13 protein-coding genes, 1 rRNA gene and 1 riboswitch are annotated in these 22,369 nt (G+C 50.8%); all 14 genes read right to left on the bottom strand.

Features of this window, described 5'->3' with window-relative positions; all coding sequences use genetic code 11:
• Window positions 1-401 (bottom strand): 16S ribosomal RNA (locus ACETK5_RS24240); the annotation flags it as partial.
• A gap of 657 nt (window positions 402-1,058) precedes the next feature.
• The gene (locus tag ACETK5_RS24235; protein WP_100540230.1) at window positions 1,059-2,429 is read right to left on the bottom strand and encodes an NCS2 family permease; all 1,371 of its coding nucleotides are present in this window, start codon (window positions 2,427-2,429) and stop codon (window positions 1,059-1,061) included.
• 52 nt (window positions 2,430-2,481) lie between these two features.
• On the bottom strand, window positions 2,482-2,676 hold the full coding sequence (locus tag ACETK5_RS24230) for a hypothetical protein (RefSeq protein ID WP_326111913.1): 195 nt from the start codon (window positions 2,674-2,676) through the stop codon (window positions 2,482-2,484).
• A riboswitch (purine riboswitch) is annotated at window positions 2,645-2,743 on the bottom strand. It overlaps the preceding gene by 32 nt.
• A gap of 226 nt (window positions 2,744-2,969) precedes the next feature.
• Window positions 2,970-3,908 (bottom strand): NADP-dependent oxidoreductase, encoded by a 939-nt coding sequence (locus tag ACETK5_RS24225; RefSeq protein WP_100540229.1) that lies wholly within the window; start codon window positions 3,906-3,908, stop codon window positions 2,970-2,972.
• Between the two features lie 236 nt (window positions 3,909-4,144).
• The gene (gene guaA, locus ACETK5_RS24220) at window positions 4,145-5,683 is read right to left on the bottom strand and encodes a glutamine-hydrolyzing GMP synthase (RefSeq protein ID WP_100540228.1); all 1,539 of its coding nucleotides are present in this window, start codon (window positions 5,681-5,683) and stop codon (window positions 4,145-4,147) included.
• Between the two features lie 78 nt (window positions 5,684-5,761).
• Window positions 5,762-8,086 (bottom strand): transglutaminase TgpA family protein, encoded by a 2,325-nt coding sequence (locus ACETK5_RS24215; RefSeq protein ID WP_100540227.1) that lies wholly within the window; start codon window positions 8,084-8,086, stop codon window positions 5,762-5,764.
• Window positions 8,058-9,356 (bottom strand): DUF58 domain-containing protein, encoded by a 1,299-nt coding sequence (locus ACETK5_RS24210; protein ID WP_326111916.1) that lies wholly within the window; start codon window positions 9,354-9,356, stop codon window positions 8,058-8,060. Before ACETK5_RS24210 ends, ACETK5_RS24215 begins: the two co-directional genes overlap by 29 nt.
• Entirely contained in the window at window positions 9,353-10,360 is a 1,008-nt protein-coding gene (locus ACETK5_RS24205) for an AAA family ATPase (RefSeq protein ID WP_100540225.1), read from the bottom strand. The genes ACETK5_RS24210 and ACETK5_RS24205 overlap by 4 nt, the downstream gene beginning before the upstream one ends.
• 326 nt (window positions 10,361-10,686) lie before the next feature.
• Window positions 10,687-15,123: an endo-1,4-beta-xylanase gene (locus ACETK5_RS24200; protein WP_394058308.1), complete on the bottom strand. Its 4,437-nt coding sequence runs from the start codon at window positions 15,121-15,123 to the stop codon at window positions 10,687-10,689.
• 57 nt (window positions 15,124-15,180) lie between these two features.
• Entirely contained in the window at window positions 15,181-16,140 is a 960-nt protein-coding gene (locus ACETK5_RS24195; RefSeq protein WP_100540223.1) for a carbohydrate ABC transporter permease, read from the bottom strand.
• The gene (locus ACETK5_RS24190; protein ID WP_100540222.1) at window positions 16,140-17,099 is read right to left on the bottom strand and encodes an ABC transporter permease; all 960 of its coding nucleotides are present in this window, start codon (window positions 17,097-17,099) and stop codon (window positions 16,140-16,142) included. Before ACETK5_RS24190 ends, ACETK5_RS24195 begins: the two co-directional genes overlap by 1 nt.
• 86 nt (window positions 17,100-17,185) lie before the next feature.
• Window positions 17,186-18,889, bottom strand: a complete 1,704-nt coding sequence (locus tag ACETK5_RS24185) for a type 2 periplasmic-binding domain-containing protein (protein ID WP_100540221.1) — start codon at window positions 18,887-18,889, stop codon at window positions 17,186-17,188.
• A gap of 126 nt (window positions 18,890-19,015) precedes the next feature.
• Complete coding sequence (locus ACETK5_RS24180; RefSeq protein WP_326111923.1) at window positions 19,016-20,548, bottom strand: response regulator; 1,533 nt, start codon at window positions 20,546-20,548, stop codon at window positions 19,016-19,018.
• Window positions 20,520-22,364: a sensor histidine kinase gene (locus tag ACETK5_RS24175; protein ID WP_326119873.1), complete on the bottom strand. Its 1,845-nt coding sequence runs from the start codon at window positions 22,362-22,364 to the stop codon at window positions 20,520-20,522. Before ACETK5_RS24175 ends, ACETK5_RS24180 begins: the two co-directional genes overlap by 29 nt.
• Between the last annotated feature and the right edge of the window lie 5 nt (window positions 22,365-22,369).

The raw sequence follows: 22,369 nt of genomic DNA, 5'->3' as shown, positions 1-22,369 counted from the left end.
CGTCAGGCTTTCGCCCATTGCGGAAGATTCCCTACTGCTGCCTCCCGTAGGAGTCTGGGCCGTGTCTCAGTCCCAGTGTGGCCGTTCACCCTCTCAGGTCGGCTACGCATCGTCGCCTTGGTGAGCCATTACCCCACCAACTAGCTAATGCGCCGCAGGCCCATCCCCAAGTGACAGATTGCTCCGTCTTTCATTATTCCACAATGCTGCGAAATAAATTATCCGGTATTAGCTACCGTTTCCGGTAGTTATCCCAGTCTTGAGGGCAGGTTGCCTACGTGTTACTCACCCGTCCGCCGCTAACCTTCAGGAGTGCAAGCACTCCATCAAGTCCGCTCGACTTGCATGTATTAGGCACGCCGCCAGCGTTCGTCCTGAGCCAGGATCAAACTCTCCAATAAAGTGTTTGACTTGCTCATTTCTTAACTGACGAGAATTTGTTCAATTCTCTATTTCAACGTCCCACCAAAGTGGTTCGTTTTACTCACTCGTTGTTCAGTTTTCAAAGATCAACTTCTTCGTTACCGGCGAATCTCTTTCGCACCAGCAACTCTTATATCTTATCATATCCACTCGATCATTGCAAGCTTTTTTGAATTTGTTTTTCAAATTCATTTCGGCTTGTTATCTCAAGCGTTTGTTTCGACCGTATTTCTTGGCCGGAAATATAATATACCATGCACAGATCTTGAATGCAAGTCTTTTTCAAAAGGTTTTTTCATAGAATGCTCTCTATCTAATATAGTGTAGCTGACAGAAAAGGAAGAACTCAATGTTTTCTGCTCTGCTTTTGATGACATGTCTACTTGGTCACTGAACATTTCTATATTACGACTAACTTAAATCTCAGATTCGAAAACGTCCCGCTTTATGTGCATCCATAGGAGAATGTCTGAGTAAGCTACCAACTTTCCTTAACCGTTCATGAGTCATACGCATCGTTTTTATCTTATCTATCACCCATATCTACATTTCAGAAATAAAAAAGCGAAAGCTCCGGATAGATACCCGAAGCCTTCGCTCTATTTGTTCATTTATTATGAGATAGAATTCCGAAACTATTCGGCACCGAGGAAAGCGTACCGGATCAAGATGATCACAAACAGGATCCACATCAGCCAATGCACCTTAGTATCTGTGCGTCCGATCAACTTGCCGAATACCGCCAGGATGACATAAGCAATGATACCGGCAGAGATGCCGTTAGCGATACCGCCAGTAAAAGGCATCAGGATGATGGTCAAGAATGCCGGGAATGCCTGCATGAAATCATCCCACTCGATATCCCGCACCTGGCTCATCATCAGTACACCGACAATGACAAGCGCTGGAGCTGTAGCAGCCGAAGGAACAACCAGAGCAATCGGAGCCAAGAACAATGCCAGAATAAAGAGTACGCCTGTAGTAACCGCAGTCAAGCCAGTACGTCCACCCTCTGCAACACCGGAAGTACTTTCTACGAAAGCTGTGATTGTACTGGTTCCAAGGAATGCGCCTGCACTTACGCCGCCAGCATCCACGAGCATCGCTTTACCAAGCTTCTTCTCGCCTTCCTCTTTATTCTTCAGGAGTCCCGCACGACCTGCGGTACCAACCAATGTACCGAATGTATCGAACAATTCAACAAATGTAAAGATGAAGATAACTTCTACAAGACCAATGCCAAGGGCGCCCTTCAAGTCCATCTGACCGACAGCCAGATTATCAAATGAAGGAATCCAGCTTGCAGTGCTCAGACCTGACAGATCGGTTACTCCCATTGGAACACCAATCAGCGTCGTCAGCACGATACCGATAAGCAAAGCGCCCTTCAATTTGAGAACCATCAGGATGGCAATCAGGAACAGGCCGATGATCGCAAGCAGCGTATCCTTGTTCTCAACGAAATTCCCCAGGCCAAGATTGAAGGCACCGCCTGGTACCGGATGAGTAATATCCGTTCCCGGGTTAATGGAAGCCGTCACGATGTTGCCCAGCTTAAGACCAACGATGGTAATGAACAGGCCAATACCGACCGTAATGGCAATCTTTAAGTTGTTCGGTACCGCAGTCAACAGCATTTGGCGGACTTTGGTTACCGTGAGAATAATGAAGACAATACCGGAGATAAATACTGCACCGAGTGCGGCCTGCCAGGTAATCGCTCCGTTCGAGCTTAATACAACTGTCATGAAATATGCGTTCAACCCCATACCAGGCGCCAACGCAACCGGAATGTTAACGAAGAAGCCCATCGCCATCGTCACAAGGCCGGCACCTACTGCAGTAGCGAAAAATACGCCTTCCTGCGGAATACCCGCGCCATCAGGACCCAGGAACAAATTGTTGACCAGCAGGATGTAAGCCATGGTCATAAAGGTCGTCAAGCCTGCGATAATCTCGGTTCTTACATTTGTTCCGTGTTCCTTTAGTTTAAAGAAACGCTCCATTGTAGAGATATCCCCCTTAAAATTAATGACCGGCAACATACAAAAAAAGACCCTAAGGATAAATCCCCAGGGCCGTCGCTTGAAAAAAGAGCCGCAAAACAATCATTCGCATGCTGCAGGGCAGCATCCTTATCGAATAACCAGCTGCTGCTTTATGGAGCGCTGCTCCATCTTGCAGGCCGATATCTCGAATGCTGGACGAGTCCGCATCATTATATTGCCGCTCTTCTTTTCGTAGCGAGATCATTACGGTGACCTGTAGAGACTCCCGGGCCCATTCCCGGGATTATACGAAAAAGCTCGTTATTTGTAGTTGTCATGTCAGTTTCTACACATATTCTAGGACGAGACGCCCAACCTTGTCAATAACAAAAACGAATATTAAACTTGTCAATTTAAAGAAATGTTCGGAAATTGATATTCCCATGCGCACATGATCACTGAAATCCGTTCGAGAGGCGTTTCATTCGTGATAGTAGCAGACGCGATCGAAACCGGATTGTTTCCACACGCAGGATGAAATAGGGAGCACTAGGCTCCTTAGGAGAAGCTTATTGCTATTTTACCGACAGCATGATGGGTCTCACTCAATGCGTGGGCATCGTAGAGCCCTTTTTGCGAAAAAGGAAACGTAGCTCCTACGACTGATCTTATCTTTTTTTGCTCCAACAGGTCGGCTATTTCCTGAAGCTGCTGACCATTGGGATCCAGCCATATATTTTTGGCGGTTACGTCATATTCCCTTACCAGCTCTTCATCAAAATCGCTGACAATCGATATGATTCGCCCGGTATGTTTTTTCAGCACTTTAAAGCTATTCTTCTGAACGTCACCGCCCATCGTATCGAACACAACGTCCACATCCGATAATACATCTTCAAATCGGGTCGTGCGATAGTCAATAATCCGATCAGCTCCGAGTGAAGCCAGAAGCTCATGATTACGTTCACTGGCTGTCGTTATAACGTAAGCTCCCGCTTGTTTGGCAAACTGGATAGCGAACATGCCAACGCCACCTGCGCCTGCGTGAATCAATACCTTCTCTCCTTCAGTCAGTTCACCATGTGTAAAAAGCGCCTGCCAAGCAGTCAGTCCTGCGAGCGGAACGGATGCGGCTTCCTCCCATGAGATAGCAGCAGGCTTCCGCGCCAGCAGGTGATCATCCACCAAAGTATATTCGGCATATGTGCCAAAACGGGTGGTTTCCGGACGGGCAAACACTGCATCTCCCACTTTCCAATCCGTTACCTCGTTCCCAATTTCCGAAATTATCCCGGCAACATCCCATCCCAAAATAATCGGAAACTCCCAATCCATCATTTGTTTTAAATAGCCCTCACGGAGCTTCCAGTCAATTGGATTGATCGAGGTGGCAGCCACTTTGACTAAAACCTGATGAGCTTGCGGTGTTGGCTTAGGTACTTCTCTTTCCTGAAGCTCTTCCTTGCCCCCATAACGATCAATGACGATAGCTTTCATTCTTTTCCTCCTCACAGGTTCAGGTCTTGGTTCTGCCTTAAAGCTCGCTCTTAACAATGCACCCTAACGTATTATTCATCTTATTTCACAAAAGATGCATACAATCCAAACGATTGGCTCCTATCCGTCCATTGGTTAAAGGAAAAAAATTCGTGTGTTACAAGCACACATAAAAAACCTTCAATCCCACGGATGTGGATTTGAAGGTTTTTTGGTTTAGTGCAGCAGTATAAAAACTATTCCCACTCGATCGTTGCTGGTGGTTTGGAAGTCACGTCATACACGATACGGTTGACATTCTCGACTTCGTTCACGATACGTACGGAGATCTTCTCGAGCACATCCCATGGGATACGCGCCCAGTCCGCTGTCATGCCGTCAATGGAGGTTACCGCACGGATACCTACGGTGTAGGAATACGTACGTGCATCACCCATTACGCCGACACTCTTCATGTTCGGAAGCGCCGTGAAATACTGCCAGATCTCGCGATCCAGTCCCGCCTTCGCAATCTCTTCGCGCAGGATGTAGTCGGAATCACGAACGATTTGCAGCTTGTCCTCCGTTACTTCACCCAGTACGCGAATCGCAAGACCCGGGCCAGGGAAAGGTTGACGGTGAACGATCTCATCCGGTAAGCCCAGCTCTTCGCCGACTTTACGAACCTCATCCTTAAAGAGTGCTTTGAGCGGCTCGATCAGCGTGAATTTCATGTCTTCAGGCAGCCCGCCGACATTGTGGTGGGATTTGATTGTATGCGCCGTGTCCGTACCGCTCTCAACGATATCGGTATACAGCGTGCCTTGTGCCAGGAATGCAAAATCATCAAACTTGCTGGACTCCTCATCGAATACGTAGATAAACTCGTTGCCGATGATTTTCCGTTTTTTCTCCGGATCGTCTACGCCTTTCAGCTTGGACATGAAGCGTTCCTGAGCGTCAATCTTAACGACCTTCATATCAAACTTGCCGACGAAGGTTTCCATCACGCTCTCGGCCTCGCCCTTGCGCAGCAGTCCATGATCGATGAACATACATGTCAGCTGATCGCCGATGGCCTTGTGAATCAGCATGGCCACAACGGAGGAATCAACGCCGCCGCTCAGCGCGCACAGCACTTTTTGTTCGCCGACGACTTCACGGATTTCGCGAACCTGGTCCTCGATAAAAGTCTCCATGCTCCAGTTGCCTTCGCAACCGCACACTTCGTACAAGAAATTCTTGATCATTTCGTTACCATGGACGGAGTGACGAACCTCCGGATGGAACTGCACAGCGTACAGCTTCTTATCCTCGTTACTCATTGCAGCGATCGGAGCGGATTCCGTTCCTGCATCCAGCTTAAAGCCGGAAGGCAGCGATACCACGTGATCACCGTGACTCATCCATACCGTTTGTTTTTGCTCAATCCCTTTGACAAGTATCGAGTTCGGAGCAAATTCCAATTCGGCTTTTCCGTATTCACGTTTCGAAGCACGTTCTACTTTTCCGTCCAGCTGTTGAGCCATCAACTGCATGCCGTAGCAAATGCCGAAGATCGGCAGTCCCAGATCATAAATGGCGGGGTCCACATGCGGTGCATTCTCGGAATACACGCTGGAAGGACCTCCTGAGAAAACAATGCCGCGCGGGGAAAGTTCTTTAATTTTCTGGGCGGGCGTGTTGTATGGCAGAAGCTCACTATAAACGCCAAGATCGCGAATACGACGTGCTATAAGTTGGTTGTACTGTCCACCGAAGTCCATAACGACGATGATTTCATTAGGCTTATTCATTACCGGGCCTCCCTTGATTAATGAAATTAATTATACGCAACCCTAATTCATACCGTCAAGAAAGAGGGCCCTTTGTTTTCATGCCAGTTTTTTGACAATTCGAATACATTGGCGTAAAAAGAGTACTTTTTCAGTACGGGACCACGGTTCATCATGGTATGCCGCCCGCTCCCAGCGCTGTGCAAACTGCTCCAGCTCCGCCCTGAATTCGGTATCTGCAATCGACAAGGCATTGACGTATTGGCGCATGGTCTGCCCTCTTTCTAACTCTCCAAACCTTCGCTGGAGCTTGTCCCAAACCCAGACCGAGGCCGATACGAGTCCCTCCCGCCCGCTTACTGCTATCGTTCTGGCCATCCTCATGAAGGCCAAACTTTCGCGCACGGTCGGAATTTGATACATAACTGCCACTAGGATGGGAAGAACCAATAAGAGTACGCCCCCAAACATCACAGGACCGATGGCGGCTATCAGAAGGAGTACTTTAACAACTCCGTAAATCATGGAATTCCACAAGCTGTTCCAGTACTTAAGCCCGGCAGAACCGGAATCACCGGCAAGCGGAGGCGTGGACATCTGCCCGAAGCCAAAGCCTGGGGTTGGATCGAACATTACCCAGCCTTGTCCCGGAAAAAAAACCTCAACCCACGCATGCGCATTCTTTTGTGCTACCGCATAGCGGTCAAGAGTACCTGCCACCCGCTCACCCGGTGCAAATCCGGTCACGTAGCGTGCGGGTATGCCCTCGGATCGGAGCAGCACGGTCATGGTCGTAGCAAAATGAACGCAGTACCCTTCCTTCGTATCAAACAAAAAATAATCCGTAAAATCCCTGCCTTCCGGAGGCACGGATGTTTGCAGGGAATAGGTATAGTTCTGCTCCAAATAGGATTCGATAGCTTGCGCCTTTTCATACCTATTCACAGCGTCCAATGTGATCTCCCTTGCTAAATCCCTCACCCTGAAGGGCAGCTGCTCGGGAAGCTGCAGGTACATCTCCTTCAAATATTCGGGATCGTTGTCAGTCGTACTGCGGAGTGACTGCTCCTCCGGCTGATGGTATAGAGTTTCTATGGTATAACCGGATACCGCCCTCTCGCCTTGCAAGGATACCGTTTCGGACAGCCTGTCAACGGCAAGCCTCGGTGTACCTCTCTCTTTGGAGAAATGCATCTCCTTCACGCGGGTAATAAGGCCTCCGGACAGCACGGTCTGGATGGGGGTATCTTGTTCGAAAGTCAGTGTCTGGACCAGCCTGTCTCCATTAGGACGCTCCCAATAGGGGAGGATGTCGCTCAGGTCTTCGGATAGCTTGACGGGCTTGCGGATCGAGGGATCTGCATCCCACTTCCGCCCATCATACCGGTTATACGTGTCTCCCCGCCAATAAGTCGGTTCAGGCGATTGTGCGGTAAAATACAACGCATCGTTCAGCGTCAGCGGACCTCCCAAATCTTTTCCCTGGGAAGCGTATCCGGCAACCTGAGAGGCAGGAATCGACGGTTCCGCGTTTCCCCAGATTCGATCCCCCCATCCCGTCAGTCGTTCCGCCATTTCGGATACCGTTAATCCCACACCCGCCGAAGGCTCGCTAAAAACTCCTCCCACTCGGGGAATTCCGGCGATCAAACAGGAAGCAAGCAGCACCACCAGGCTCCAGCGAAGCACTGGCAGCCCGGACAAGCGGCCGGATCGAACAGGCTCGGGGATATCAGTTCCACTATAGGATCCCTCAACGGTTTCCTGCTTCAGCTTAAGAATCAGCATCATACCCTGGGCCAGTAAAATATACAGTACAGCCCGCAGCATATCACGGTATATGCTCTCCTCCATGGCGGATTCCAGCACTGCCAAATAAACCAGCGTCGAACCGCCAAACAACCACACGGTTCGGCGATACAAAGCCAGCATATGGACCGCTGATACCATGATCGCCCAGCCGACAAGGAGGATGATGGTTCTCGTCTCCTGGCTTAAGGCAGTAAACTCCCATGCATTTCCGAATACCGAAACGTCACCCGGTAGTATATCCGAAGCATAATCGGTCAGCCATGCCAGCGGACGGCTGTATTCAAACAAACGGGCACACAGCCAGACCACCAGAACAGCGTTCAGCGGCAGCCACACCCAGCCCCGCAACGTAAATAATCCTTGCAGCAGCAAGAATAAAGCCCAGATGAATAAGGTTTGCAGCATAAGATGGCCGCCCATGTCCCCTGCATCCCGAAGCGGCAAGAGCCACTCTGACAGCAGTCCCATAACCGGCAGCGTAATCAATATGCGGTGAAGAAGCGTTCCGTGCGACAATCGGGAGACGAAAATATGGGGGACGCTCCAGGCTCCGGATATCCCGGTCTTCCGATGGCCTCCATCCCTAACGGGCGAGCTTCCCGGTTCGATCATGGCCGGCACCTCCTATCTGCATTGGCTTCCCATTTGTCGGCTTTTCATGCAAATAAACCAGCCTCCCGCCTTTGCTGAAAAACTCTCGTGCCCACTCCGGCTGCGCCTGATTCTCCAATGGACTAACCCATGAGCTTGAATTTCCAGTCGATTTTAGACGCTTTACACTTTGCGTACAGAAGATGGTAACTTTTCTGCTGCCCTCATTGAGCAGGTTGATTGCTGCGACAGCCGCACCCTGATGAAAAACCCCCGTAATAATCGCCCAATCCGTATTCTTTTGCGAGGGAGAAAGAGACTTCTCGAAACTTTGGTTCCGTACAGGATCTTTCCCGGCTAGCTGAACGGAGGCAAGCGGCACCAGCGTATTCTGCTGCTCCTTGGATACGCCTTTGCGTTCGATCGATTGGCCCTCTAAATTCGCTCCATCCATACGTAATTGATAGGGAATTCTGCATCGAATGAGCCGGGATACAAATCCTGCTGCCGCAGATACCGCGCCTTCAAATGCATCCTCCGGTTTCAAAGCGCCAAGACCTTCATACCCTTGGAGCGATGTATCCAGCACAACCCCCTGCCTTGATCCATAGCCCTCATGCGGCATGAAAGATTGCAAGCGTCCGAGCTTCGCGGAATTCTTCCAATGAATCCGGTTCATGGGATCGCCGGGAACATAATCGCGCACGCCCGAACCTCTCATTTCATTCCAAACGTTAAAGCGTATACGTTCATCTTCCATGTCCATATCGCTTCCATGTTTGGGAACCTGGGCCTCCGGCCACTCGGCGGGTCTTGGCAGCACGATCATGCCGCCTGTATCGCTTTGCACACTCCGGCTTGTCCTGAACCAACCGAACATATCGCCCCATTCCACCTCGCTATAGATTGAAGACCAGACTCCGCGGGGAACCTGGTTCAGTCTGTAGGTATACTCGAGCCTTCGCTTCATGCCGGGGAACAACAGCTTGCGATGTTCCCTGCTGCCGATCCGGTCGGTTATGATAAGCCACGGCACGGGCAGAAGGGAACGATAAGTTACTCGAACCGTCATCTGAGCAGAATCCCCCGCCTGTATGCACGAAGGGAAGCTTGTATGCGAAAGGGTGATTCGGGTTGGGCCCAGCAAACTCGTCAAAGCCCCGCCAAGCAATAGAATCGTGGATGCCCACCATACAAGCCGCAGCGATTCCCCGCCTAACCAAACATAAAGGCCCAACGAAACGGACCAGATGGCCGCTCCTCTCGACCATTCCAGCAGACGGCGTCTCATGACGGATTTCCCTTCCGGCTGCGCTGGCGCGGCAAATCAAACCTCGTAATGATGGACTCCACCATTTCATAAGGAGTTACGCCGGCAGCGCGTGCCTCATGGGACAGATGAATCCGATGGGTGAGCACAGATACGGCAACACGTAGACAATCATCAGGGATGACATACATTCGACCTGTCAGAAACGCAGCTGCCTGTGAAGCGCGGAGCCACGCCAATGTCCCTCTCGGACTAACCCCCAGGGTCACGCCCTGCTGTCTTCGGGAAGCATCGGCCACACTGACCATGTAACGTTTTATGGTGTCATCCACAAATACACGGGAAACCATCTGCTGCATCCGGATGAGCTCGGAACCCATCATGAGCGGTTTCAGATCATCCAATCTGGAACTGCCCATCCCCCGCTCCAGCAGCTCCAATTCACCTTCCATATTGGGATATCCCAGCGATAATTTCATCAAAAAACGATCCAGCTGCGCCTCCGGCAGGCGGCTTGTCCCTTCATATTCATAAGGATTTTGCGTTGCCAGCAGGAAGAAGGGGGCAGGCAGCGGATAGGTATGACCGTCCACGGTGACGCGTCCCTCTTCCATCGCCTCCAGCAGCGCGGATTGTGCCCGCGGCGATGCCCGGTTAATTTCATCGGCCAACACAATATTGGACATCACGGGTCCTGGCCTAAATACGAATTCCCCCGTATGGGGATAATAGACCGATGCCCCTGTAATATCCCCTGGCATCAGATCATACGTAAACTGAATGCGGCTGAAATCACAGCCGATTAACGCAGCCACCGACTTCACCAGCATGGTCTTCCCGACTCCCGGCACATCCTCCAACAGCACATGTCCTCCGGCCAGCAAGGCAATCATCGTTAACGAGATTTGCTCCTCATGTCCTACAATGACACTGCCGATCCGTTGGGTAACCCTCCCCAGAAGCTCAGGTGCCCACTCCGGATGATTTGCTTCTTCAGCATGAACGGATGAACTAAACAAGAACATCAACCTCCAACCTATATTCATAGATTATTAGATAGCGGTAACTTGGAATCTTGAATCTATGAATAGGTTTTCCAAGAAAGCACGAAGATAGACGTCTTTTGCTAGAAAAGGATTGGCCTGCTCCGCATGATTTAGATAGGTACGGTCGGCCTTGCCTAATCGGCATCCAAATAAAAAAGCACCTGGTTCGGAGAGTTCTTGACGATACTCACCAAACCACGAAAAAGGCCAGCCCGTTGCTACGGCTGGCCTTCAATACCATTCCACTTACATGCTGGCTTTCATCGTTCACATCAGTTCATCGCATTAACGATTCACGGCCTTCATCATTTCCAATTCCAAATCCGGTCAAGGATCACCGCAGCCTGAGCACGCGTAAAGTAAGCCTGTGGAGCAATGCTGCCATTCATGCCGTTCACGATGCCCGAGCCGGCAAGCAGCGCTGCACTCGATTTGGCATACTCAGCAACCTGATCCCCATCAGCAAAAGAATCCAGTGACCCCTGCACTTCCAGCTTCCTGCCAGCTGCCTCCAGAGCACGCTGCGTCATCACCATCATGTCCTGGCGTTTCATCGGCGTGTCGGGCAAGAAACGGTTTCCTCCGACACCTTGAACCAGTCCAAGCTCTGTGGCGATCTGCACGTCTTCGTAATAATATGCCGAAGACGTAACATCTCCGAATGCTGCCTGGCCTTCGCCCGAGCCCTTCAGCTCCAGCGCTCGTACGAGCATAACGAGAAATTCAGCTCGAGTAATCGGGTTCAACGGGTTGAATCTCGTTTCGGTCTCCCCTTGAACCATTCCACGGGATGCCATCGTTTCGATCGCATCGATCGCCCACGGTACATGCTTCAAGTCATGAAACGTCTTGAATGCGGAAGCGACTGCAAACGTGCCGCCATGCGGCAGCGCTGCATGCACGATCCCCTGTTTCGCATCATAGCGGCTGTTTGGAAGAGGCCCGTCTTGCCCGTTGGCATCGATCTTCCTAACAACGATATGATCCGGTTGTGCCAGCTCTTCCTGGGTTGGTGTATAAGGCACCAACCAGAGTAGGCGAGCCTTGCCCGATTTCCAAGACAGGGCCCGATCTCCGGCAAGAACCTCTATCTGGAACACCGGACGATCGCCGATCTTCTCGCGGAGGGCCGCATCCAGATTGCTGCCCGAAGCTTTCGCTAGACGCAGCGTGACGGTTTCTGTATCCGTTACACCGGTTCCCTGAATCAACGTGCTTGGCAGTTCCAGCGTGCCAAACTCCGTTTGGAGGATAAGAACTGCCTGCGGATTCCCCAGCAGCCACTTAACCGGCAGCTGAATATCGTAGGACAGGGCTCCTTTTTGAGCCGGGATGTCCACAACCGCTCGCTTCGTCCCCTCTGTCCCAGCTGCCGCCTTCTCCAACGCCTGCTGAAGGAATTGGCTCGAGACAGCAGCGATGATCCGCCCGTCGTTGTTCCGGATTTCGAGTGAAGACGAACACGTGCTTGGAGCCGAACTCGTACTGCTTCCGCCTCCGCCCGTGGTTCCTCCGCTTCCTCCGATACCGCCGCCGTTATGTTCTCCGCCGTTTCCATTGCCTCCGCCAGGAGCGGAGCTCTTCGTGAATTCCAGCACGCCGAACCTGGACGTGTTCTGATAGGATTGGCCGGTCGGATCCGACCATATGGCCACGCTGTCTCTTGTACCCTGACCGTCTTCATCGTTATTCACCTGCAAATCGAACCCGATGATTGTCCCTTTCTCAGCTTTGATCTTATCCAGGCGGATCGCTGCTTCAACGACATATCCGCCGTCGGTCACCTTCGCTGCGGATGTGAAGTTATCCTCGCCCGCATGACCGCCAAAAGAACGCACATTGTTGAAGTTCATCCGATACTGTCCGTCATCCTCCTGGTAGGCATCCGTCTTTCCATTATTCTGATCCACGAAAATCTCTACCGAATCCTGCTCCCATACGTTGGGACTCGCATCTGATAACAAGCTGTCGCTAATGACGGCATAAACGTACAGGTGATTCTCATCCCACAGCGTCCGGAATTTAGCGGTCGCGCCGCTGTTACCCTCAACCCATACGCCGGTTGCCAGTTCCCCGGCTTCCTTCCAGATGCCGTCGAGCTCGCCATCCACCTTCGGGGTGCCATAGCGGGCCTGGGCCAAGTTCGGCGCAGCAGCGAGAGTAAGAATGCCGAGTCCGTCCTGATCGCTCTCCTGGGCATGCCTTGGATCGCTCCAGGACACCATTGCCCCGTTCTTGCCATGCTCGGAACCGTCATCCGTGCCGGAATCCGTCACTCTGACATCGAAATAAATGTCGTTGCCCAGCGATCCTTCTCCGTTAAGCGGAAGCAGGGCTTCCCCTGTGTAACCTCCCGTGGTCTCTGCCGTGTTGGAGGCTCCACGCTGAATCCGGGCTTTTTGCAGGGTACCGTTCACCACTGCGAAGATGTCAACCTGATCTCCCGGGGATATCGATCCGTCTTTCACGTCAACCCTGACATAGATGTGGTCCTTGTCCCATAGTGTCTTAAATTCAGCAGATAACGATCCTAGCTGCTCTGTCTTAAGTGCCGAAACCAGATTCCAGGCAAAATCCGGTTGTCCGTCGATGACCGCCTTACCCTCCACAGACGCTCCGGTCTTTCTCACAATCGTTAGCCTGGAAGGATCGACCATTCCCCAATAAGCAGGCTTGGCCTGATATTGCTTGTCAAAAGGAAACGGGGCATCCTGGCGGCCTGTACCCGCGGGACGATCATGCAGCCAGGTGTGGTCGTCTGCAATCCCCCAAATGGTAACATTGCTGATCCAGCCTCCTTCCACACCCGCATCGACGCCCGTTTGGTCCAGCCGCTTCAGTTCTTCAAACAGCTCTTTGTACCGATAACCTTGCTTGTCGAGCAATTCCTGAGGGACGGTCTGGTACGCGTCGGTATTGTTCGTATACACCGAAACGTCCAGCTCGGTAAGCTGGTTGTCAAAGCCCGCCTCGCCGAACATCCGGATGGAATCCGAGATTTGCTGGATGGACGGCCCGCTGATATTGATGTGCGTTTGATGGCCCACGCCATCGATCGGAACGCCTTCCGCCTTCAGCTGTTTCACGAGATCCAGCAGATAATCGCGTTTCTTCGGATTGTGCGTGCTGTAATCGTTGATGTACAGCTTGGCCTCGGGACCGGCTGCATCACGTGCCGCATGAAATGCGGTCCGAATATAGTCGAGCCCCGTTATTCGGTACCACTGACTGTCCCGCATGCCATCCGGACGCCCTTCGTCAATGACCTCATTCACGACGTCCCAATCGCGGGCATCGCCCTTGTAGCGGCCGACCACTTCATGGATATAGGCTTCCAGCCTCTGAAGGACGAGCACTTTATTCTCCGGCGTAGCTTCAAGATAATGGCCCTGATCATCCTTCAGCATCCATTCGGACCCTTGCTGATGCCACAGCAGCGTATGGAACCGGAGGTTCATGCCATGATCCCTGGCATAATCCCTAATCAGATCCGCGTTGGTAAAATTATAGGTTCCTTCGCTTGGATTGAGAGATTCCGGTTTCATCACATTCTCGGCAACGAGCGAGTTGTAATGGTAATCCAAAAGCTCCTTGTGCACGCCGGACAGATGCTTGGGCTCCACCGCTGCCCCGATCTCGAAATAATCCTGATACACATCCTTCAGTGCCGGAATATCCGTCTGAATGGAACCCGGCAGAGCGAGCTTAATGTCATCGACATAGAAATTGGAAAGATCCGAGGTTTCCACATACAGCTTCAATGTTTCCATATCCGAACTGAAACCGAAGGTTCCTCTCAGCTCCACCCACTCCGTACCGCTCGCGGAGGCTGAGGCGACGGTCGTATAGGACGTGTCTGCTGAGCCCGCCGCTTTGTTTTCCATCGAAAGCGATATTTTGACCGCAGCGGCAGGGACCTCCTCAAGCCTGACATAGGCTGAGATTGTATACGTTTTTTGGCGTACCATGATGTCTTTAACATCTTGGCTGGGCCCGTTCCAGTTGTTCGTCCGATCATGGACCTTTAATCCGTAGCCGCCGCTTTGGGCTGCTTCTGGCAAAGCTTCTACTGTCTCCGAATCACGTGGTCCCCAATCCATCGTCGTTCCGTCTTCAAAATCCCATACGACCGTATTCTCTCCCCCCGGAATCTCATTGCCGGGGTCCGGTGCGGGTTCAATCAACCGGACCTTGAATTCGTCCATATAATAAGCGGCGTCCGGACTGCTCGGGCTCTGCAAATATACCTGCAAGGCTGAGGCATTAACATCGTATTTATAATTGCCTTTTACCTCTACCCACCCATCGGCGGATACATCAACCGGAATGCTGAAGTTCACGTATTCCGGCTCGGCTCCGGTTTGCTGCATGGCAAGCTGAAGCTTCTGAGACCCTTGGGTGCCCTCCTTCAAATGGACAAAAGCGGAAATTTCATAGGTAGCTCCCTTGTCCAGCTGATTCGTGGCGGATAGATTAAACCCCGGTCCGTTCCAGTTCGCCGTCCTTCCCTCCGTCAACAAACTCCCTGTCCCTTCATAGGCATAGGTAGCGGAAGTCACCGTCTCCGTTCCCCGCTTAAACCACCCCTCCGTCCCGCCGTCAAAATGATGGTGAATCACAAGATCCTGATCAGCGGGGGGATGGGCCGGTTCAACTGCCGCCGCACTCCAACTAGGCGGTATGAGCAGCATGAACGCGATCAGCATCAGGCTGGTCTTCCTAATGATTGTTCTCTTAGACACGGCATGCTTGCCTCCTCATCGGTTGCATTTATGGTCTGTCCTCTAGCAAAACCTTGGTTATTCTTTTACGCTGCCCACGTTCAATCCGACCACGAAATATTTCTGCAGAAACGGGTATACCACCAGAATGGGAACGGAAGCCACAACCGTTACGGCAGCGCGAATCGAAATCGGCGTTACCATGTTCACCGCAGCGTCCTGCGTCATCCCGGCTCCTGCAGCCACTGCCGGATTGCTGTTCGCGTTCATACTGGATGACAGCAGCTTCATCAGCTCATACTGCAAAGTGCTCAGCTCTTGGCGGGAGGAGGTATAGATGAATGCATCGAACCAGGAGTTCCAAGCCCCCACGGCCACGAAAAGCGCAATGGTTGCCAGCACCGGCTTACACAGCGGGAAGATGATCCGGATGAAGATTTTAAAATCCCCGGCTCCGTCAATTCTTGCCGATTCGACCAAGCTTTCCGGAATCGTTCCGATATACGTCCGGATAACGATCATATTGAATGCGCTGATCATCGACGGTATCACATATACCCAGAATGAATTCAGCAGGTGCAAGTCCTTCATCAGAAAATATCCAGGAATCAAACCGGCGTTAAAGTACATCGTCAGAATAAAGATCAATGTAATCGGCTTGCGGAACACATATTCCCGACGACTCAGCGTATACGCCAGCATCGTGGTCAAGACCAGATTCAGCAGCGTTGAAAGCACCGTTCGTGCCACGGAAATCCAGAACGCATCATATATCGTTCCCGAAGCAAATACCGCCTTGTAATTCTGCCAAGTAAATTCCCTCGGCCAGAGATAGATACCGCCCCGGATCGTATCATTCCCCGCATTCAGGGAAACGACGATCGTGTTCAGGAACGGATATAATGTAACAATGACAAGACCAATCATAAACAAGGTATTGAACGTATTAAAAAGGATCGGCTCTACTCTTTTTTTTCTGACGGATTTAGGCGCTGCGGCAGCAGTTGCTGGCCCAGGGCTGATTGTTTGATTTGCCATTATAGCAGCCTCTCTTCCCCTAGCCGTTTCGCGACTCCGTTTGCAATCAATAACAGCGTCACACTAACGACCGTTTTAAATATACCGGCAGCCGTTGCTAATGAGTAGTTTCCTTGGGCAAGCCCGTACTTCAGCACGAAAATGTCAATCGTTTGCGACCAGTCGACAACAAGACCGTTGCCCAGCAAGTATTGAACCTCGAAACCTGCTTCCAGAATGTGACCGACCTGCATGATCAACAGAATGATGATCGTTGGCTTAATGCCCGGCAAAGTGACATGGAACATTTTCCGATAGCGGCTTGCCCCGTCCATATCGGCAGCCTCATAAAGCGCCGGGTCGATGGATGCCATCGCAGCCAAATATATAATCGTATTCCAGCCGACTTCTTTCCAAACATGCGACGCCCCGACGATTCCCCAGAAGTATTTGCCTTCACTGAGCCATTGGATCGGCTCCTTGATGAGATGCAGCTTCATAAGGATATCATTGATGATTCCGTTCGAAGCCAAGCTCGTCGCCACAATCCCGGTTACGATGATCCAGGATAGAAAGTGCGGAAGATAGGAGATCGTCTGTACGGTTCTTTTCCAAACCACTTTCTTGATTTCATTCAGTAACAATGCAAGGATAATTGCAGTCGTAAAGCCGAGAATCATATTGATAACACTCATTGCGAGCGTATTGCGAAGCACTTGCAGGAAACTTTCATCCTTAAAAAGAAATTCAAAATGTTTAAATCCTACCCACGTCTGTTCACTAAAGTCTCTAGCCGGCTTGTAGTTCTGGAAAGCCATGGTCCATCCCCAAATAGGAACGTAGGCAAACAAGATGATGTAAGCCATCAGAGGCACCGACATATAGATCAACTGTCTCTGTTCTTTGAGTACGGCCCAGGTGATTTTCTTGTTTGTCTTAGGCTTCCGGACGGCAGAGTCTTTGACAAAGGTCTCTTCCATAAGTTTGTTCTCCCCAAAACCCCATATTTCGTAAACAAGGAAGGCATGAAGCCTTCCCGTTTCCGATTCATGTACCTTCCGTTGCCTTACTTAACAGACCAAGTGTCTCTTCTCCATTGCAGCACTTCATTAATCCGATCTTCATAAGCCTTGATGTTGAGCTTGCGGATTTCAGTGACGTACTCATCCCAGACGCTATCGTATTCTTCTGGTTTAGCAAGAATGGCTTTTGGTAAGTACTTCGTGGACAACTCATTTTGCTTCGTATTCACGATTTTCGCTTCAGATCCGTCTACCAGGTCGACAGACCATGCCGGGTAAGCGATGTCGTTCTCGGGAGCCGGACTGAAGAAGTCGACATAGCTATTGAATCCATATTGGGCGAGGAAGTTCTTGTCATACTCTTTCATGCCTGCCAGAATTTCTTCAGGCTGGGCAGCCGCATCTGTAGCGTTGCCGTCCGAGAATAAACCTTCCATTTTTGGGGCTTGGCCGTAGAAGGAATCGGCTTTATTCGCGAGCTTCCAGGTTGCATCGGTAAACTGATCGCGCTGCTCTTGCGTTTTCATGAATCGGCCATCTTTGACGATGTAATCTTCCCCTTCGATCCCCCAGGCCAAGATTTTTTGCCAATCTTCTTGAATCAGCGTATCCAATAGTTTAATAATTCTGATAGCCTGCTCTTCGGATGCATTGACCGTAATCCCGAACCCGTTATTGAGGTTCAGAGCCGGACGATCTTTGTAATGATCCCGGATGCCTTCATCAAATACAAGCGGAAGACCAACATATGTTCTTTCATCTTTCTTCTGGGTAATCAGCGCGTTTTCTGCGCTTTGGAAGTTCCAGTGCTGGTCAAACATACCAAGAACTGCGCCGCTGGAGATTTTCGCCATATACTGGTCGAAGTTTTGAGTAAACGTTTCTTTGTCGATGATGCCCAGGGTATTCATCTCGTTCAGCTTTTTATAATAGCGTTTGGCATAGTCCTTATCGGCAAAAATTTCCGCCTTGCCGTCTTTAACGACCACACCGCCATCGTTCGGATGACCGATCAAATGCTGAGGAGCATTGAACAGCCCCCAGTTTTTCCAGTCATAGTTCAGAATTTCAAAGCCGATCGTCGGCGTACCGTCGATGGTCGGATGCTTTTCCTTGTATTGTTTAATCAAGTCAAAATATTGATCCAAGGTTTTAACCTCTGGATATCCCGCCTCTGCCAACACGTCCTTCTGAATCCAGAAAGCCGGGCCCGAATACCAAGACGAGCTAACGTCCGCATTCGTTACACCGTAGTTTGGAAGATTGTAAATATGACCGTCATTCGGGTCTTTCATCATGTTCCAGTACTTCTCATAATGCTTCTTCAAGTTTGGCGCATGTTCTTCAATCAAATCCTCGAGCGGGATAAAGGCACCGGCAGCTGTCAGCTTTTGATTCGCTGTCATCATGTCCGGATAATCGCCGCCTGCAATCATAACGCCGAGCTTCTGGTCAATATCGCCTGCCAGGAACTCGAATTTGAAGGATGCTCCTGTCTTTTCCCTGATTAATTTATAAATCTTGTTGTCAGGTGTTGGTTGCTGGTCGGGCTGACCGATAAAAACACTCACCTCAAATGGTTCGATCTTATCCCCGTCCGTCCCGGGTGTTGTTTGTTCTGCGGAGTCCTTTGCTTCCGGCTGGGCCCCGCTATTCCCGTTTCCGCCCCCGCAGCCCGTAAGGACGATGCAAAGCGACAACAGCAACACCGTGCTGAGCCGAAGCCATGATTTTGTCTTACCCCCCATAAAAGCACCTCCGTCATAATGTGGTTACATCGTTGGTCGATACGCCTCTTCATGTAACCTTCCTTTATTGTAAAAGCGCTTTCAAAGGCGGACTATACTATAATTAAAGCATTAACCTTAAAAACTTTAGAACATCCTCTTCTTGAACTCATTCGGTGCCATGCCCCATCTTTTTTCGAAATGCTTAAGGAATTGGTTGTAGTGGGTGTAGCCGACCCTTTCGGCGATTTCGCTGTTCTTCAGCTTGTTCTGCTTCAACAGCGCGGCCGCTTCCTCAATCCGCAAATTATGTATGAGTTCGTTGAAGCCAATCCCATTCTTACGCATCAGTAGCTGGCCGAGATAGACGGGATGCAGATAAAAAAGCTCCGCCAATCGCTTAATGGTCAGATTCTCCCGGTAGTGCTGCCGAATATAATCGTTAATCTCCTGGATTATGCCTTGCGAATGCCGGGCCTGCTCCTTGAGAAGAAGCTCGATGCACTCTTCCCCGAAGCGCAGCAGCTCTCCCATCAAGTCGTTCAAATGGAAGGTTCCGTCCGTTAATCCAGCTGCATTGGATTTGGCTGCCAGGATTCGAGCTTCCGCACCTTCCGCCTCCCTCACCAAATCCATGATTTTATACAAAACATGGATCACCATTTTCTTCACGATCCCCGGCGCGATTCGCTGCTCCGCAAACCTGGACGCAGCCAATCCGGCAGCCTCGCGGTATCCCTTCTTGTCGAGGAGTTCCACGGACCTGATGACATCATCCATCAGGTTCGTGGGGTAACGATAATGAAACGGCCGATCCCGTACCTCTTCATATGAAATCATCCCGCCGTACGCCGGATCGTAAAATTGATGCTCGATGGCTTCCTTGGCGGTTTCGTAGCAGCGATGGATATGCACCAGAGACTGCTGGCCTTCTCCTACAGCCATAAACAGCCGCTGTCCTGCATAATGGCGGACCAGCTCGCGGATCGTGCCTGAGGGTACGCTCCCGTTGTCAGGGGAATAACCGTTCACCAAACCAAGCCGGTTCGATTCCAGATCGATGACATACTCCGAATTCGCGTGGGCTGACAAGCGGGCGACGGTTTCCTTGACGTCAGGAAACAAGGCAGACTCTGCTTGGATCAGACATACGTTCCACTCTTGATGGGCGGAGGATAAAACCTGAAGCCTCGACAGGCCGCTAGCCCTAAGCGGCATCTCCAAGAGCGTTTGCATGATCAGCGAAACATCCTCTTCCCTCTTAGCAATCGCGCTCAGGCTTAATCTGCGATGCTCCTGCATCAGCTCAGCATGAATCTTGCCGAGCTCCTCCTCGGCTTCCTCTGCAATAATAGGCTTCAGCATGTAGTGATGGATGCCGTGCCGCAATGCCTTCCTTGCATATTCAAATTCACTGTAGCCGCTCATGATGGCAAATTTCACACCGCTATCCCGGTGATGCTGCTGCCAGGTTTCAATCATATGAAGCCCGTCCATTAGCGGCATGTTTACATCGGTAATGACCAAATCCGGCGCAAGCCCATGAATCATCTTCAAGCCTTCCACTCCGTTGCCCGCGGTTCCGCAGACGCTAAACCCCAAGCGTTCCCAATCGATCCACAGCGCCAGCCCTTCCAGCGCACCCGGTTCGTCATCGATCAACAGCACTTTGAAAGGCATGGTTCTCCCCCTCTCCGCCTTCATGCTCCCGAGACTCCAACAGCCGGATCGGAATCTCGAATGAAACGGTTGTCCCTTGATTCGGGGTGCTGGCAATGTTGAAAATGACATGATCGTCGTAGTACAGCTCCAGCCGCCGATATACGTTTCGAATGCCGAAGCTGTTGCCCGAGAACTGCTCGTTGCGAACCGAGAGAATAATGTCCCGTAGCTTGCCTTGCTCAATGCCCTTACCGCTATCCGTAATGACGATGCGAAGATAATCACGGGCAACTGAAGCGCTTATGGTCACCAGACCCGCTCCATCCATCGCCTGCAGTCCATATTTGCATGCATTCTCAACGAGCGGTTGAATGCTCATTTTCGGAATTTTATAATGAAGCGCTTCCATATCGATGTTGAATTGATATTCGAATTTATCCCGAAAGCGGAATTTTTCGATTTTGAGATACATTTCGATAAATCTGATTTCCTCCTCCACGGAGACCAAATCCTCTCTCCAGCTCAGCAGTCTGCGAAGCAGCTTGGACAAGCTTTTGATAATATCCGTCACGTCCGTGTATCGATTCTTCGTGCAGACCACCAATATCGCATTCAGGGTATTGAACAGGAAATGGGGATTCATCTGGCTCTGCAAAAAGTTCAATTCAGCCCGAACCCGCTCCATCTCCAGGCTTTTCTTCTGAATCTCCAGCTTGTACACATTGTTGATCAGGGAGTTCATCTTCGCTGTCATCTGATTGAAATTCCGGATGAGTCCGCCGATTTCGTCCCGGCCTTCGTCCAGTTCAATCAAGTCGAACTTCTCGTTGCTCACCTTCTGCATATGACGGGACAAACGCTTCACCCGGTAATTGTAGGACCGGAGCATAACGGTAATAAAGACCGCCGCAACCAGCGTAACAACCGCTGCCAATACAACGGTAAACAGCTGCATATCCAGCATGGCGCTCGTAATCCGGCTCCCCCGGTTGATGCCGATCAGCTTCCACCCCTTCACGTACCTGGCCGTTCCGATCGAGAACACATGCCGATCCTCTTCATCGTATTGCTCCAGGTCAAGCTTCGAATATGCGCTGTACTTCCCTCTTTCATAACCGCTGCTGGCCGACATAATAATCTCATTGTTCTCGTTCACCAAATACATATCCAGATAATCGCGTTCCCGTACAATAACGTCATAGATCTTGCTCAGGTCGATGTCGATGCGAAGCAGCTTCTCATAAGTGGAATAGCTATCAAAATAATCCATCTTCTCAATGACGCTTAAATACGGAACCGTCGAAGCCGAATTGCTTGCCTCCGTAGCCCTGTATGCCGCCACCAGCACCGGATGGGCCGAGCTCTTCCACAACGCATACCAGTCGCTCTCGAGCACATTATCGTTGATCACATGATAATTGCCGCCGGACACAATGGTGGAATTTTCGGTGAAGATGCTAATCCGCTGAATCTGGTTGTTAACCGGTATGTAGCTCGTTACCCGATTCCGGAGCTGCTCATCAAAGGTTTCGTAGAAGTCCAGCTGGGACTCATACTCGCGATCGAGCATTTCGTAAAGGGTCTTATCCGTACTCAGCGCATGACTGACAGCCACCCCGCCGTCGATGAAATTATGAATATCCTTCCTAGCCCGCTCCATCGAGATATCGAGGTTCTGCTCCTCTCTCTCCCGGATCAGCTCCGACATCCGATCCATAAAGATGAGGTTGACCACCAGAATAGGCAGCAGTACACCAATGACAAAAATAAGAAAAAATTTAGTTTTCAACGGAATATCGTTGACGAAATTCCCCAGCCTGAACATTCTCTTCATGAAGG

It is taken from the genome of Paenibacillus ilasis, assembly GCF_043195395.1.
Taxonomy (GTDB): Bacteria; Bacillota; Bacilli; order Paenibacillales; family Paenibacillaceae; genus Paenibacillus_AQ; species Paenibacillus_AQ lautus.
Note: the sequence above shows the minus strand (reverse complement) of the source record. Positions and strands in the feature narration are given on the sequence as shown.

Coding starts and splice junctions, on each gene's coding strand:
- ACETK5_RS24230 (WP_326111913.1), bottom strand. CDS start 2,676: ATGATCTCGCTACGAAAAGAAGAGCGGCAATATAATGATGCGGACTCG.
- ACETK5_RS24180 (WP_326111923.1), bottom strand. CDS start 20,548: ATGCCTTTCAAAGTGCTGTTGATCGATGACGAACCGGGTGCGCTGGAA.
- ACETK5_RS24185 (WP_100540221.1), bottom strand. CDS start 18,889: ATGGGGGGTAAGACAAAATCATGGCTTCGGCTCAGCACGGTGTTGCTG.
- guaA (WP_100540228.1), bottom strand. CDS start 5,683: ATGAATAAGCCTAATGAAATCATCGTCGTTATGGACTTCGGTGGACAG.
- ACETK5_RS24235 (WP_100540230.1), bottom strand. CDS start 2,429: ATGGAGCGTTTCTTTAAACTAAAGGAACACGGAACAAATGTAAGAACC.
- ACETK5_RS24215 (WP_100540227.1), bottom strand. CDS start 8,086: ATGATCGAACCGGGAAGCTCGCCCGTTAGGGATGGAGGCCATCGGAAG.
- ACETK5_RS24190 (WP_100540222.1), bottom strand. CDS start 17,099: ATGGAAGAGACCTTTGTCAAAGACTCTGCCGTCCGGAAGCCTAAGACA.
- ACETK5_RS24175 (WP_326119873.1), bottom strand. CDS start 22,364: ATGAAGAGAATGTTCAGGCTGGGGAATTTCGTCAACGATATTCCGTTG.
- ACETK5_RS24195 (WP_100540223.1), bottom strand. CDS start 16,140: ATGGCAAATCAAACAATCAGCCCTGGGCCAGCAACTGCTGCCGCAGCG.
- ACETK5_RS24210 (WP_326111916.1), bottom strand. CDS start 9,356: ATGAGACGCCGTCTGCTGGAATGGTCGAGAGGAGCGGCCATCTGGTCC.
- ACETK5_RS24225 (WP_100540229.1), bottom strand. CDS start 3,908: ATGAAAGCTATCGTCATTGATCGTTATGGGGGCAAGGAAGAGCTTCAG.
- ACETK5_RS24205 (WP_100540225.1), bottom strand. CDS start 10,360: ATGTTCTTGTTTAGTTCATCCGTTCATGCTGAAGAAGCAAATCATCCG.